A 14940-nucleotide genomic window follows, 5' to 3' on the forward strand; every position below is an offset into this window, starting at 1 on the left:
GCTTCCGATGCCATATCCTATGTGCCGGGTATGTGCTTTGGCATTGATAGTGGCGGATTAGACTAACCCATGCGCAAATGGAGAGGTTTATCGTGTTAATCCAAAGCAGCGGCAAGCCCGTTAATCAATTGGCTAATCTCATCCTCGATTGTGTAATGGAGAAACGATAATCGCAAAACTCCAGTATCAACGGGAATATTCATCTCCGCTAACGGACGCATGCTGTAAAAATTTCCCTGCCCTACCATCAGTTTCTTTTCTGCTAGTACCGCACATATCTCATCAATGGATTTCTTTTTGGGTACGACAGATACAGTGGGCGCGCGCAACGCTGGATCATCTGGCCCGATAATGGAAATATCGTCGCGCTGCCGTAGCCACTCCAGAAGAGGTTTTAGCAAGCTTTTCTCATGCTCTTGGAACAGTTTCTTAAGCTGCCGTCCCTTTTCTGCATGGTTAACAGCTTCAGAGAAATGATGCTCATAAACTGTATCCAGATACTGGGCTACACCAACAGCAGCAGCAATCTGGGCATGGTCCGGACCAGCTGGCAACATCTTTTTCCGAGCACTATGTGCATTAAAGGAATGTCCCTGGTTGGGTAATTTATCCATGATCTCTTTTTTAATAGTCATGAGACCGAGATGTGGCCCCCATGTCTTGTATAGGGAAAACAGATAAATATCGACCCCCAGAGCCCTAATGTCCGGCAGGCCATGGGGGGCATGGGCTACCCCGTCAACAACAACACAGATATCCGCAGTCTTTACCTTTGAGACAATCTCTGCGACCGGATTAGTATGGCCAATGACGTTGGAACAATGGGGAAATGCCAGCAGTCTGGTTCTATCGGACAACAGGGTATCCAGATGATCCGGATTCAACCTACCTGTCTCAGGGGCAATGCGCCATTCCTTAATCACAATGCCTGTTTTTTCAAGACGTCTCCAAAATCCGGCATTGGCCTCATGATCCTGATTAGAGAGGATGATTTCGTCCCCCTCGTGCCATATCTCCCGGAAGGCATGGGCCAAAACATAGAGGTTCTGGGTAGTGGATGGGCCAAAATGAACGTCATCTTCGCTAACATTGAGGTATGCAGCTAGTTGACGGTAGGCTTCATCCATTGCCGCACCAGCTTTTTGTGCGGCTGGATAATTGTAATAAGGTTGAACTTTGGTCTGTGTATAGTAGTCGTTTAGATGGGAAATTACCTGTCGGCATGTATAGGACCCGCCTGCATTTTCAAAAAAGCCCCATCCGTCTAATGACGGTTCTGCAAAGGCAGGAAATTGACTTCTAATAAACTGTGAATCTAACTGCGTCAAAGTTCTCTCCTCATCTCAGGCAACAGTAGGTAGTCATTAGCTTATAATGATCTCGCCTCGCTCAGGGAGATGTTAATCCTTGTGCAGGCAATGCTAGAGCGTTACATTATTCTATGGCAACAGATTTGTTAGGCGATGGTCTGCTCAATCAAGCAATAACAGTAATAGTCCCATAGCGAGGCTAATCCACTCGTCGCCATCAATGTCGAGTCACCAAAACAGCGTGGACCACAGATGGAGCAACCACCACACTCCACTTTGTCAGATGAACGGTACCAATGAATACTGTTTTATCCCTCAATAGACAGAGCTGTTTTGAAATCAGCCAGGGATTGAAAGCCCATTTTTTCGTTCAGAAAACCGAGCTTTAGGGGCTAGTTTCAATGCCAAGATCTCATACTGAGAATTGCTGCGATTGAGCATAACGGATCGTGAAATCAGGTAATAATTTGATAATTTACTAAGTTATGTCCGAAAAATCAGTCCGTAGTTTCGGAGAAGAAGTTACAAGGAAGTTACAAAGAAGTTACAAATTTAAGGAGAGATTGGTACCTACGGTCACTCAAGCTGTTGGTGGCTGATCCAAGTAGCAGCTTGACTGCTGACTTTTTTGACGATTTTTTCGCACTTGAGCAAAGTCAATCGTATCTAACACTATTAGGGGTGCTAAGAGTACTATGGGCGATCGCAAAACTGGCTGGATTACTGACGGGCAGAGTCTCCAGGATTACCAGCTAGAAAATCAAGAAGTGAGGGCGCTTTTAACCCGTGTAAAAGTGACCAAACAGTTTATTCGATTCCTGGAAAAGGCCAAGCAGGAAATTACCCAGAATGATGAAGAAATTTTAGCGGCTACCCAGCAGGAGCTATCTGAGGAAAACCTCATCCCGAGATTTTTTAGATCCCTTAAAAAGTGGTTTACAAAGGATGCTAGCTCGAATGAGCTGCTGAACACATCGATCAAGCATCTTCAAAACAACATTAAACAGATTCTGGCTAATGTTGATTCGGACATAGAGTTATTTGATGCTGAGTTGGTGATACCGAATGACTACCAGGCCCAGAAGGATATGGTCAATAGCGATCGCATCGCCCCCCCTATCGACACGGAAATCAGCCAGCACCTCGCCAAGATTTTAGATAGCAGCCTAGCAAATCTGCCAAAAAGCGTAGCATTTAACCATGAGCTGCTGGCACAGGTTGAGGGTGCTCTGCAGGAACTTTCTCCTATTTCAGCACAGAAAAAAGCAGCCTATTCAAAGCTGATTGAGGATGCTTTTCACCTGCTACCGGAGCTGATAGCTAAGCTCTCCAATGCACCAATACTACAGGAGCTGATGCAGCAGCCAGAGCTAATAGCCAACTTCACCAACTTCACAGATTCAAAAATGCTAAAGGAGCTGATGCAGCAGCCAGAGCTAATAGCCAACCTCACCAACTTCAAAAATTTGATATCACCCACTAGACCATCGGGGGACAAGCTTAAAATTCGTCAGTTTCCGCTCCCTACTACTGATCCAGACTCGGTTACTGGGGAGTCAAAGACGATCAAACTGCAACTGCCCCTGACTCGGCATCTGGTGAATCGCATTACCCATGGCGAAGACATCCTGCTAGAGCTGCCTCGGGTCGTGGATTTATCCTACTGGTGTTCGCCAGTCAAGGACCAAGGGAGCCTGAATGCCTGTACCAGCAGCGCCATTGCATCCCTGGTGGAATATTTCCAAAATCGCTACGCCCAGGGCTCATCAGCAGATGGTACCTTTACCCCAAGCCATCTCTCCGCTCGCTTTTTATATAAGGTTGCTCGTCGGTTGGGGGCTGGGGAACTAGGAGCTGACGCAGTGAAACGATATGGTCGATACCTCAAAACCGAGACCGGCCAGGCTGTCTCCGAGGCAAAGCAGCAGGCTCTCTTGCAACAGCTTAAGGCAGACATGGAGGTCGCGTTTACGTCCACCGCACAGCTGCAGAAGTACATTGACGATGAAAAAATCGCCGAATTTATGACCGACTTTACCGATATCGGCGCTTCCCTGCGGCAAACCTTTAAAGCACTACAGCTATTTGGGATTCCCCAAGAGCGCTACTGGCCCTATACTTCTAGCTCTCCAGATTTTGATCTAGAGCCCAGCCCCTTCTGTTACGCCTTTGCCCAAAGTTATCAGGCACTTAAATATTTCCGATTGGATCCCATAACAGAGAATCCTGGGTCCCCCAATGAGCCGACCTTGGAATGTGCTCAAATCATCCTGTCTCAAATTAAAGTGATTCTAGCCTCGGGCTTTCCTGCTGTCTTTGGCTTTATCCACGATGCAACCTACGATCAGCCCTACGGCAAAACATATACTAACGGGGGTAATATTGTCTGTCCGATAGATTCAGAGAAAATCAGCGCCCTCAAGCAGCAAATTCACGACCCTAACAACAGCCAGGTGACGGGCCATGCGGCTTTGGCGATAGGCTACGACGACGATCGCCGGGCCTTTTTGATTCAAAACTCCTGGGGAACTGACTGGGGCAAGCAAGGTTATGGCTGGCTGTCCTATGATTATGTGCTCCAGGGACTGGCCACCCACTGGTGGACGCTGCTGACCACCAAGTGGGTAGAGGTGAGCAACTACGGTCTTGATACTCGTTTAACGACACCGATTAAAACGAAAAAGGACAAGTAGGCTTTGCGCCAGTGGTGTCCCACGTTCTGTTTGCTAGAGCCCGTTTACTAGAGCCCCAGCCTGGTGCTTCCCAGACGATTACACCTAACTACCATCTACCCAGTGTTCCCAATGGATTTTTCACCTACGTCATCTGACGCGTCACCTGACGCGTCACCTGATACTGTTCAAGAGAGCCCTCGCAGCCAGTACGATCTCTTTGTTTCCTACTCCAGACGCAACAAGGCCTTTGTGCAACAACTGGTGAAGCGGCTCCGCTCCGTCGGTTACAAGCTATGGGTAGATTGGGAAGAGATTCCCCTACTGTCTCAATGGCGAGAAGAAATTCGTCAGGGGATTGTTGCAGCAGACAATTTTTTGTACATCATGAGCCCTGATTCTGTGGCATCAGCAGAATGCACTAATGAAGTGGACTGTGCCATTGCCCACAACAAACGTTTAGTGCCGATTCTCTACCAAACGGTTGAGCCTCAGACAGTGAATCATAAGATCGCAAACGTTAACTGGGTCTTTTTTCCAGATCCTGACAAAGAACCCGACCAATTCGAGTCCGCTTTTACCGACCTGTGCGATTCTCTCAGCAAAGATCTCGATGCTGTCCGTGTCCACACCCGCCTGCTCACTAAGACCGATGAATGGTTGCATCACCAACAGGATACCAGTCTGTTGCTGAGGGGCAAAAACCTAGCGTTCTTCGAGCAGTGGGCGCTGTCCCCAGCTCAGCAAAGCTCTTCTCTGACGGAGCAGCAGCGGAACTATTTGCTTGCCAGTCGTCAAGCAGAAACTCAGCAACAAAAGCAAACCCTGCGGCAGCAACGTCTGGCCTTGATGGTAATTTCCAGCCTACTGCTGCTGGTTGGTCTTTTCGCCACTGTCGGGGAGATGAGGCGACGCACCGCTGTCACCCGAGAAATTGCGGCCCTCACCACCGCCTCTGCCGCCACCCTGGCTCAAGGCTATCCCCTGGATGGCCTAAATCAGGCCATCCAGGCGGGCCATCGGCAGCAGCAGGCCCACTGGCTGAAGCAGCCAGATCTGTTGGCGTCGGTGCGGACCGCTATGGTAACGGCACTCTATCAAACCCAGGAATATAACCGCCTCGAAGGTCATAACGACTGGATATACGGTCTTGCAATACATCCTACCGATGGCACGATCGTCTCCGCTAGCCGGGATGGAGATATCAAATATTGGGAGTCATCGGGGCAGCTGCGCCAGACCCTGACCGACGCCCATGGTGGTGCAGCGATCAACTACGTGCGCTATAGCCCTGACGGGCAAATGATGGCCTCTGCCGGGGAAGACAGCCTGGTGCGCTTGTGGACCGCCGAGGGAGACCCCCTATACACCCTGGAAGGACACCAAGATTTTGTGGTTGGCCTGGCCTTTAGCCCCGACGGCAACGCCCTGGCATCGGCCAGTGACGACGGTACCGCCCGGCTATGGAACCTGGCTAATCAGACCAGCATGGAACTGACGGGTCACCAGGATATTGTAAATAAAATGGCCTTTAGCCCCGACGGGCAACTGCTGGCCTCTGCCAGTGATGATGGCACCGTGGGGCTGTGGCAGTCCGACGGTAAGTCTTTAAAGTTCTTAGCAGGTCATGGGAGCTGGGTGATGGATGTGGCCTTTAGCCCCGATGGCACAACCCTGGCTAGCGCTGGCGACGATGGCACTGTCCATCTGTGGCAGCAAGATGGGACTCTGATCACAAAATTCGTAGCCCACGACGACAGAATCAACGCCGTAGCCTTTAGCCCTGACGGCAGGTGGATTGCCACCGCCAGCCGCGATCGCACCGTCAAGCTATGGCATAGCCAGGATCAGACCCTGGTAAGAACTCTACGGCAGCACCGGGGAGCGATCCAGACCTTTGCCTTCACCCCCGACAGTAGCAGCTTGCTGTCCGCCGGTCGCGATAGCGTTGTGCGTTTCTGGGCCTTGGATCTACCGCTGACCCAGCAATACTTGGGCCATCAAGGCGATGTCTACAGCGTATCCCTTGGTCCGGGTCCGGGGCAGTGGGTGTCCACTAGCGCCGATGGCAACCTCCGGATCTGGAACCAGGAGGGAAAGAGTCATGTGTTGCAAGGAGAGATCGACACTGTCTATCACGCTAGCGTCAGCCCCAACAGTCAATATATTGTCAGCGGCGGCAGCGACGATGACACAAACACTGGCCTAGTGGAGCTGTGGGACTCTGAAGGTCAGCTCCTCCGCAGCCTGGGCCGCTATGGTCAATGGGTTGTTAGTGTGGCCTTTGACACTGAGAATCAGACCATTGCCGCCGCCGCAGATGATGGAACAGTTTATCTGCTGCGGCTAGATGGCACGGTAAAACACACTCTGGCCTATGGCGACTCGGTCTTTAATGTGGGTTTCAGTCCCGACGGCCAGCATATGACCGTCGCCGGAGAAGGCGGCCTCCAGATCTGGAATATGCAGACCTACGAGAAGGTTGAACAAATTGACTACCCCGCCAGCGTATACCAGTTTGACTATAGCCCTGCCGGAGATTTGCTGGCCTTTGCCGCCAGTGACGACAAGGTGGGTCTTTGGACAGTGGGTTCAGGGGATCTACAAACCCTGGCGGGACATACAGGAGAAGTGTACGGGGTGGAGTTTAGTCCCGACGGCCAGCTCCTGGCCTCCGCCAGTGCTGACAAAACCATTCGCCTCTGGCAGCGATCCGGAGATGCGATCGCATCCTGGTCAGGCCACCAAGATGCTGTCCTTGATGTGAAGTTTTTCCAGGAGGGCCAGTCCTTAGTTTCAGCCAGCTATGACGATACCCTAATCAGCTGGGACCTCAGCGTTCTAGATCTCGATCGGGCCATGGCAGTTGGCTGTGACTGGCTCCAGGACTATCTCACCAATCATCCCGAGAGCGACATTGCCCAGCAGGGCATCTGTAGCGACGGGTAGTCTGATGGTGAGTGGTCACGATTCATTATTTCGTATAAGGCAGCTTGATCATGGATAACTGCCACAAAATCGCGACCCCTGCCGCTCGACCCTGCTGGAATCTCTCTTGGAAATACAAGAAATGGGGTACACACCTCTACAGAAGATCTGCACCCCAATCTCCATAAATTTAGGAGTAAGCTAAGCTGTAAACCGCCAGACAACAGGTTCCCAACCATAGGCATTCCCCTGGGTTCTCACGTGCCCCAACCCTGGAAAGGGCATATGGGGCACCAACAACAGTTGACGCTCAGCTGTAGTCGTTTCAAGTAGCTCACGACGGGCCATCACGCCCTGTGCAGGATCATCATCAAAGACAACTTCCCAGTCCGGGTTTTCCAGGTTGAGAGGATCGCTAAAGAACACATCTCCTGTGGAGAGCAGACTATCTTCACCAGAGGTAATGAGGAATGACGCTTGTCCTGGGGTGTGCCCGGCAGAATCAATCGCCTGGATATGGGGAATGACCTCATCGCCCATGGCAAATAGGGTGGTGCGATCGCGAATTGCCGTCAGGTTCCCCTTAGCCGCCGCAATGAGTCCGGTGCGTGTTTCTTCGTCCAATAGCGACTTAGGCATCTCCACGGTGTCCGCCATCCAAAACTCAGATTCTGCCTGGGAGATGTAGAACCAGGCATTGGGCAAACGTAGCTGACCATCGGTGTCTAAAATACCGCCAATGTGGTCCGGGTGAGCGTGGGTCAAAATAACAGTGTCAATATCTGTGGCAGCAATGCCTGCCGCTTCTAGATTTTCCAACAGATGACCAGCGGTAGGCCCAAAGGCATTGCCTGCACCCGTATCAATCAGCACTTTATGGTCGTCAGTTTCAATGTATAGAGCATTGACGTGGGCAAACACATCTTCTGTTGAGAGAAAATGTTCTGTCAGCACCGCTGTTACGGCACTGGGGTCGGCATTGGGGACAAAGAAACTGGCGGGAAAGGAGAGGGTACCATCACTTACCACCATGGCGTTAAGGTCACCCACTTTGAAGTGATAGACGGCGGCATTGGTCGGGCCGGTTTCAAGTGTCGTCTCAACCGGATCAGTTTGTGCGATCGCGTCGTGCCCCAAGATCACCAGGCCAAGGGTTATCCCTGTCGCTAGCACCAGTAACTGCCAGCGACGAAACCTGCGAGAAAGATAGTGTGTTAGTCCTCTTAATAGAGCACCATACCAGTGTTGTTCTCTCATATTTGCTCCTATTTATTGGGTTCCAGAGGCGAGTTTATTTTGGCGGCAAATTCAGCCATTTTCTAAACTCATTGGGCGCGATTTTCAAGTTTCCTGGCTATTTTAATCCACCTAAGACTATCGCGCTTTGCAGCACCAATAGAGGAATCCTCAGAGAACTGTTTGATATCTGACGTAATTGATACCTGATGTATTAATGACTTGCCATCCTATGGTTTCGGCAACGAAGCGATCTCCAATCATTAAGAACGTTTGCACCAATGATGTTTCCAGTCCCTTAGAACAACAATGCAGACAAAGGAAGTCTCTGTTCTCGCAAGCTAGCGGACCAGAGTAAGTACCCATTAAAGGCAGCGTAATAGCTAAAAGCGACGTAATAGCCAAAAGCGACGTAATAGCCAAAAGCGACGTAATAGCTAAAAGTGACGTAATAGCAACTTTCGAACCCTAAAGTTGAACTCTTAGAGATAGTCATCTAAAACATATCTCTAGGAGTTCACTCACCTGGCAAAATTGGCTTAACACAGTCTCAAACCGTATCGCTATGGAACGAATAGATATCGAATCAAGACGCTCGTACATCCATGATTTTTTCATACTCCAGATTAATTATGCAGTTTTTCGTATTTTTTTTTGACCTATAGAATAATAGCTATGTATAACGCCTGATTCAGCGTGTAATCGCAAATATACGGAAGCCCAAGAATTAGGTGTGTTTAGAGCTATGAATTGACTTGATCTAGTAGATGCAACACACCACTACGCCAATCCAATAAAGGTCTAAATTTCGGAAATAGTAAAGTAATAAGCTAAAACTCCACCCTATTAACTAAAAAAGCTATCACCATAGGGTTCCCAAATCCTAAAGTCAAATGCTACGATAGTGTACGGTAAGTTTTCGGCAGAGAAATCAGTTTTGTTGCAGTCTCAATTTCAGTAACAGGAATATCTCCGTTTAACTCGCTACATGTTTTTCAATTAAGGGGATTTCCTTATGTCTATTTATGTGGGCAATTTGTCCTATGATGTCACTCGTGAAGATATCGAAGACGTTTTCAATGAATACGGTCGTGTAAACCGAGTCAGTTTACCCATGGATCGTGAATCGGGTCGTCCTCGCGGCTTTGCGTTTGTAGAAATGGCGGCTAAAGAAGATGAAGCCAAAGCCATCGAAGCACTAGATGGTGCTGAGTGGATGGGTCGTGTGATGAGAGTCAACGAAGCCAAGCCTCGTACTGCATCTGCAGGTAGTGGTGGTGGTGGCTATCGTCGCAACTCTTTCTAGACTTTTAACTGCTAACTAAATCGAGATTTTGTTAGTGTTATTCGCGGGTGGTTCTAGGAATCACTCGCTTTTTATTGGCTCACTTTAGACCACAGGGGTGTCGGCCTAAGGCCACATAATGGTCCAACTCGCTCAATATCGTCTCATTCAACTGATTAGACTTTGCAGCCAGGGCCATGGCTCACATTGCTTTTACCTTGGTCGCAGATAAACCACAGTTACGTCAACTGTCAGGGGCAACGGTAGAAAAATGGTCTACACCTTTCACCCCCACCTCAAGTCTCCCATTTTATGCAAGCCTAATTTAAATTAGATTCAAGAATGTGCTTCGTGTTCAACTGCAAACCAATAGCCCCAGTGCCTAGTCGTAAAATATCTTCGTACTGCTCCAACGATGCGGGATAGGCATTCTGTTGACAGTTCTGCCAGTTATCCGCAGCACTACTCAAACGCTCATTTTGTTCATCCAGGGTAGCAATATAGCAATAAGCCACCCCCTGACCTGGATACGTGCCTTCATTCACGACCATTTTCTCAATATTGATTGATGCTTGAAAGTGCTGATGAGCTTCTGTAAGTAATGCCTGCTGTTCTACGTCAGAAACATCCTCAGATTTCCCTCGTTTCATAAGGGTAATGCCTAAGTTTCGATGCATTGATGCCTTTAGAAACAGCTTTCTGTCATCTAGCTCGTCCATATCCTCCAACTGATTTAACCCGATACGAAACAGAACTTCTGCATCCAATAAACCACTAAGTTCTCCAAACTCAGTAGATTGCTCGTTTTCAGCGGCAGCTAAACTCAAAGTACCCATGCCATTAAGGGCAACCAGATCTCCTTTCAGCAAACCATCCTGATATTCGGCTTGGGCTTCTTGAAATTTCTCTAAATTCTGATACACTTCTGCCAGGTGATTATGGGGCTCTGTAGCATCTGGATTAAATGCAATGGCCTCTTTATAGTACTCAACTGCCACATAGAGATTACCAGCATGTTGAGCCCTAAGCCCCTGGTGATAATAGTAATTAGAAAACTGAGGCAGAGAGTTATACACCCCATAGGACGCCAACAATAACAAAATAGAAACCACCAGCGTTGCTTCCGAGTGAAAATAGGTGGGAATATTAATTTTTTTGAGAGTGTTTTTGACTAACCTGCGACCACGGTGGGTTAAGGTACCACTGGCAATTACCACCAGCCCTGTCGCTTGGGACAACGTACTCAAGGCCTGGATCAAATCAAACCCACCGACAACCGAAAATGCCTGTGCTGTAATGGTTAAGAATGACGCTGAAATCACCAAACAACTGGCACTCAAAAAATTCCACAGCCAGTCAAAGCGATCTAATCTATGACGCTTTTCTTCGGATACATAGGGCTCTAACCACCACCACCAAGCAGTTTCATCAGGTTGTCGACTACGACGACAGTCAGCCAGTTTGCCATCTTTAAGCAAAGCTGGAGCCAGAAGCTGGAGCTGATTATCCAAATCACTGAGACGAGCTAACGTATTTGCCTGCTGAATAATAGAGCCAGTTGCCTGGAGTTTGCTCTCAAGGGCATCTCGGATCAACAGTAATCGCAAAACTTGCTGCTTCGCTATAGTGTCAGAGTTTTTCGCCAATCGCGCTAGCTCCTGAGCATAGGCTTGCAATGCCATTTGCACAGGAGGAGTATGGCTGGGCAATGATTTGGGTAATATCTGGGCCATGCCTAGATTCCGTCTACAGGATCGGAATAATTGATGTTCCTACAGATATACAGTTCCCTTAAAGTGGGAGCAGCACAATAAAACAGGTACATCCTGGCATAGACTCAATCATCAGGCTACCTTCATGGCGATTTTCAACAATCCTACGGACCACATCTAATCCCAGACCAGAGCCTTTGCCCATGGGTTTGGTGGTGAAAAATGGTTCCGTTAATCGGTTTTTAATCTCTTCTGGAATCCCCGGACCATTATCCTCGACTTCTACTCTAAGGCAGTTATTTTTCTCACAGGTTCGAATCGTTATCTTTGGCGGTACTCCTGAGTCGCTCTCACAGAGAGCATCAATGGCATTGTCGATCAGGTTAGTCCATACCTGGTTTAGCTCACTACCAAAGGCCGTAATCTCGGGAAGCGTCTGATCATATTTGCGCTCCACTGTAATGCCGTGTTTCAGTTTAAAGGCAAACAACCGTAGGGTATCTTCAATGCCGTCATGGACATTAATCTGTTGCTGGGCCGCCCGATCCATGTAGGAATAGGACTTCATCGATTGAACCAGGGTAGAAATCCGTTCGGCACCGTCTAAACCGTTCTGAATCATTCCCATGACGTCAAAGGATAAGGCTAGCCAGCGTAGTCCCATATCTCGCAGTTCAGTTGGGTCATCGCGCCAACGCGCCATTAAGTCTTCTAGCTTAGCAGGGTCAACATGACCGGCTGCTAAGGGTTCTACCAGCTTCCACGCATCTTCTACGCCGTAATCGTCTAGCCAGTCCGTTAAGGCATCTTCTCGATCAGCCTGGGCTAAGGGGTCATTATCGGGATGGGCAATGGCGGCAAACCCGCGATCGCGAATGGCTTCCCATTCCTCAGTATGGTCATCCTCGACTTGCTGTTGACCATATACCAGGTTCATCCGCTGCAACTCCAGCATGGCAGGTTGCAGATCCTTAAGTGCTCGCACAAGAGCTGCTGCTGGGTTATTGAGTTCATGGGCTAACCCAGCGGACAGGGTGCCCAATGCGGCCATTTTTTCGCGGCCCTGGATAAATGATTCTAAGCCCCGCAATCGTTTGCCAACGGTGCGAAAGATATCGCGTTCAAATTCTCGGCAACTGTGGATAACGTCTAAAAAGTCGGCACACTGTAGACGATAGAGGTCGACATCTGTGTCTGCTGTCAAGGTTACCGGCACCAGATCTTCTGTGAGTACTTGAATCTCTCCAAAAAAGGATGGGCTCACGTTCCGACCCAGGGGCATATCGACACCATTACTTTTACGGCTGATGGTAGTCTGACCACTTAGCTGAATAAAGAATCCTCGGGGGCGATCGCCTTCTTTAACTAGGACTTCACCGGCAGAGAGATGGATGTGTTCGGCGCGATCGCAAATCCAATCCAACCGCTCCCGAGGCAATGTTTGAAACGGTTTCATCTGCAACAGAGAATCAACACAGAGCATCGTTATTCTCCCTCACCAGTTAACGCCACATAGCTACCCAGCGCAATCAGCCCTGTTCCCGTCGCATAGCGCTGTCCTCTCCTCAGCCTCGGACTGGACTTCAACCACTGACCAATGGGGCCGGCTAGGACAATAACAAGAAAATCAACACTAGTATTGAGGGCAACAGATGTGGAACCCAGCAACAGAAATTGAGCAAACACAACACCATCTGGATTAATAAACTGAGGAATAAACGCTAAAAAGAAAAGCGCTGTCTTAGGGTTCAGAACTTCGACAGTCACCCCTTGAAAAAATGCCCGTTTATACCCTGTGCTACGAACATTGGCCATCCCTATATGGTGATCTCGGCTCAGAATCGTCTTGATGCCAAGATAAATCAGGTATGCTGCGCCCAGGTATTTCACCAAATTAAACGCAAACGCTGACGCTGCTAGCACAATCGAAATCCCTAAGGCTGCTGCTACCACGTGAAACATTCCCCCCACTGAGGTGCCGATTGCTGAAGCAATCCCCTCAATGCGACCACCCCTGAGACTGCGGGTCATCACATACAAAATACCGGGACCAGGAGTAATCGCCAGCACAATGGCAGCACTGAGAAACAATGAAAAGGTAGCAAAATCAGGCATGGGAAACACTTAGTGATGGGGCCAATAGACTATCTAACGTTAATTTGTATTCTTTTAACTCTTTCGATAAAAAAATGACTTTCAAGTTCCTGCGGCTATTTTAGCGGGTTTAACACTGATCTAAGGCGCTTACGCTTAAATAATCCCCCATCACTCATCCACCCATCTACAGCCCCAACCTGGGTCTTTATTTTTGTGCAGTCCCCTAAGCCTTCACATCACCAAGCGTGGCTAACCAGTTATCGGTTTGGAACTGAGATTGCAGATGTACCACTTTCAAATGTTTATACTCGGGTTGCTTCAACAACTGAGGATATTGTTTACGGCGTTTAAAATAGGTTTGCAATATCCATAACAAAATGGACTCCCGGCTAAAAAAAGACTGCCGAATCGTTTCGCGGTTACCGTTCCACAATTCTTCTTGCTGAAATGCCCGTCGTACGGTGCGTCGCCACAATCGTCGCCACACCAAGCCAAATGGATAATCTAACAATACAACCGTATCGGCTCGTCCCCATACAATATCGCGCACCTGGCCATAATTGCCATCAATAATCCAGCAATTGCCCATCAGTGCATCTGATACCCGTTGGCGAAATATATCGTCTGGTGGTTCTCCCCAGTTTGGCTCCCAATACAAGGCATCCAATTCAAAGTGAGGAATTTGTAATTTTTGGGAAACCTCACGCGCCAAGGTTGTTTTGCCTGAGCCGGACGTACCCACCACTGCAATTCGCTGACCAGAAAAACCTGTTTGCATAGCGCCTACACCCTAACCAATGTTGCACAGGATTTACTTCTACAACAGAATTCAGTTAATTTACGCCAAACATAATCAGTTCAGACACATTTTCCGCATTTCATCAGAGAGAAAGGATAACAACCTAGTTTCTCTAAACAATGATTAGAGAATTGGATAGTCGTAATAGGATTGGAAAATACTGATGAAAGTATGTTGCCATCATCGGATTAGCATGGTATGAGTTTCGGTCTTATTCATCTTCTGATTCTGATTCGGGAATTAACTGAATGAGTCCAGTTTGAAAAGCATTGTCATAGGTAATGATTGGCAATTGCTCAAGTTCCGCTTGAGCCATAAGCATACGGTCGAAAGGATCACGATGGGCAATCGGCAAATTTCCAGCTCTAAGAGCATGGGTAGCCGTAATCGCTAATTCGATCAACCTTGCTTTGTGCAAAATCTGCGGATAATTCTCAACCAGCTCTTTGGCCTCAGGAAGTTTACCAATGCGATATTTGGTAGCAATTTCCCAAGCAGATGCACTGCTTACCAAAATGCGATGCTCCGGATTTCGAATAATATCCCGACAGTCAGCATTCAGCTTGGGATCATCAAAAAGCCACCACAATAGGATATGTGTATCGAGAAGATAGCTCATTCCCATCTTTGAAGCTCCTCTTCGGGTAGAGGCTCGAAGAAGGTATCATCCAGCTGACCGGTTAATAGCCCAGGTGTACGAGGCTGAGGATGTTCTTTTGCTAACCCTAATCGAAAGTAATGAATCAAGTCGTAAAGTTCGACCAACTTTTCCTCAGGAATAACTTGCAGTTCGTGGATGATTTTTTGGATCAATATCATCAGGCTTACTCCTCTAAGGTCTAGTAAGGTGACTTGACTTGGGCTTTGCCTATCATGACGCATCATCTTAGCAATCGCCAAT

At 48.4% G+C, this 14940-nt stretch carries 11 protein-coding genes; 3 read left to right on the top strand and 8 right to left on the bottom strand.

Translation table 11 applies throughout. The annotated features are described in order from the left end of the window. Window positions 1-95: 95 nt before the first annotated feature. Window positions 96-1328 carry an aminotransferase class V-fold PLP-dependent enzyme gene (locus tag SPB21_RS17175; protein WP_250564945.1) on the bottom strand — a complete coding sequence of 411 codons (1233 nt, stop codon included), beginning with the start codon at window positions 1326-1328 and terminating at the stop codon, window positions 96-98. 677 nt (window positions 1329-2005) lie between these two features. Here SPB21_RS17175 and SPB21_RS17180 point away from each other — a divergent pair. Together SPB21_RS17180 and SPB21_RS17185 are read left to right on the top strand one after the other, a co-directional pair. Further along, window positions 2006-4003 carry a C1 family peptidase gene (locus SPB21_RS17180; RefSeq protein ID WP_499867254.1) on the top strand — a complete coding sequence of 666 codons (1998 nt, stop codon included), beginning with the start codon at window positions 2006-2008 and terminating at the stop codon, window positions 4001-4003. Between the two features lie 111 nt (window positions 4004-4114). Then, on the top strand, window positions 4115-6931 hold the full coding sequence (locus SPB21_RS17185; RefSeq protein WP_499867255.1) for a WD40 domain-containing protein: 2817 nt from the start codon (window positions 4115-4117) through the stop codon (window positions 6929-6931). Window positions 6932-7111: 180 nt separating this feature from the next. Here SPB21_RS17185 and SPB21_RS17190 read toward each other — a convergent pair whose 3' ends face one another. Next, window positions 7112-8167 carry an MBL fold metallo-hydrolase gene (locus SPB21_RS17190; RefSeq protein ID WP_163701086.1) on the bottom strand — a complete coding sequence of 352 codons (1056 nt, stop codon included), beginning with the start codon at window positions 8165-8167 and terminating at the stop codon, window positions 7112-7114. A 994-nt stretch (window positions 8168-9161) separates the two neighbouring features. On the opposite strand from SPB21_RS17190, the gene rbp reads away from it, so the two are divergent. Continuing rightward, window positions 9162-9452, top strand: a complete 291-nt coding sequence (rbp, locus tag SPB21_RS17195; protein WP_499867256.1) for an RNA-binding regulator — start codon at window positions 9162-9164, stop codon at window positions 9450-9452. A 299-nt stretch (window positions 9453-9751) separates the two neighbouring features. Here rbp and SPB21_RS17200 read toward each other — a convergent pair whose 3' ends face one another. The 6 genes from SPB21_RS17200 to SPB21_RS17225 all read right to left on the bottom strand — a co-directional run bounded on the left by SPB21_RS17200 (window position 9752) and on the right by SPB21_RS17225 (window position 14855). Next, window positions 9752-11164, bottom strand: a complete 1413-nt coding sequence (locus tag SPB21_RS17200; protein ID WP_499867257.1) for a tetratricopeptide repeat protein — start codon at window positions 11162-11164, stop codon at window positions 9752-9754. Between the two features lie 58 nt (window positions 11165-11222). Continuing rightward, entirely contained in the window at window positions 11223-12626 is a 1404-nt protein-coding gene (locus SPB21_RS17205; RefSeq protein ID WP_499867258.1) for a sensor histidine kinase, read from the bottom strand. 2 nt (window positions 12627-12628) lie between these two features. Continuing rightward, window positions 12629-13258: a LysE family translocator gene (locus SPB21_RS17210; RefSeq protein WP_499867259.1), complete on the bottom strand. Its 630-nt coding sequence runs from the start codon at window positions 13256-13258 to the stop codon at window positions 12629-12631. 205 nt (window positions 13259-13463) lie between these two features. After that, window positions 13464-14018, bottom strand: a complete 555-nt coding sequence (locus SPB21_RS17215; RefSeq protein WP_499867260.1) for an AAA family ATPase — start codon at window positions 14016-14018, stop codon at window positions 13464-13466. Between the two features lie 232 nt (window positions 14019-14250). After that, window positions 14251-14664 carry a type II toxin-antitoxin system VapC family toxin gene (locus tag SPB21_RS17220; RefSeq protein WP_499867261.1) on the bottom strand — a complete coding sequence of 138 codons (414 nt, stop codon included), beginning with the start codon at window positions 14662-14664 and terminating at the stop codon, window positions 14251-14253. After that, on the bottom strand, window positions 14655-14855 hold the full coding sequence (locus SPB21_RS17225) for a hypothetical protein (protein WP_163671665.1): 201 nt from the start codon (window positions 14853-14855) through the stop codon (window positions 14655-14657). Before SPB21_RS17225 ends, SPB21_RS17220 begins: the two co-directional genes overlap by 10 nt. Between the last annotated feature and the right edge of the window lie 85 nt (window positions 14856-14940).

It is taken from the genome of Leptothoe sp. ISB3NOV94-8A, from assembly GCF_043421595.1.
Lineage (GTDB): Bacteria > Cyanobacteriota > Cyanobacteriia > Phormidesmidales > Phormidesmidaceae > Leptothoe > Leptothoe turfae.

What these genes read in the sequence shown, in the direction of transcription:
- SPB21_RS17220 (WP_499867261.1), bottom strand. Translation starts at nt 14,664, where the DNA reads ATGGGAATGAGCTATCTTCTCGATACACATATCCTATTGTGGTGGCTT.
- SPB21_RS17215 (WP_499867260.1), bottom strand. Translation starts at nt 14,018, where the DNA reads ATGCAAACAGGTTTTTCTGGTCAGCGAATTGCAGTGGTGGGTACGTCC.
- SPB21_RS17180 (WP_499867254.1), top strand. Translation starts at nt 2,006, where the DNA reads ATGGGCGATCGCAAAACTGGCTGGATTACTGACGGGCAGAGTCTCCAG.
- SPB21_RS17210 (WP_499867259.1), bottom strand. Translation starts at nt 13,258, where the DNA reads ATGCCTGATTTTGCTACCTTTTCATTGTTTCTCAGTGCTGCCATTGTG.
- rbp (WP_499867256.1), top strand. Translation starts at nt 9,162, where the DNA reads ATGTCTATTTATGTGGGCAATTTGTCCTATGATGTCACTCGTGAAGAT.
- SPB21_RS17200 (WP_499867257.1), bottom strand. Translation starts at nt 11,164, where the DNA reads ATGGCCCAGATATTACCCAAATCATTGCCCAGCCATACTCCTCCTGTG.
- SPB21_RS17185 (WP_499867255.1), top strand. Translation starts at nt 4,115, where the DNA reads ATGGATTTTTCACCTACGTCATCTGACGCGTCACCTGACGCGTCACCT.
- SPB21_RS17190 (WP_163701086.1), bottom strand. Translation starts at nt 8,167, where the DNA reads ATGAGAGAACAACACTGGTATGGTGCTCTATTAAGAGGACTAACACAC.
- SPB21_RS17205 (WP_499867258.1), bottom strand. Translation starts at nt 12,626, where the DNA reads ATGCTCTGTGTTGATTCTCTGTTGCAGATGAAACCGTTTCAAACATTG.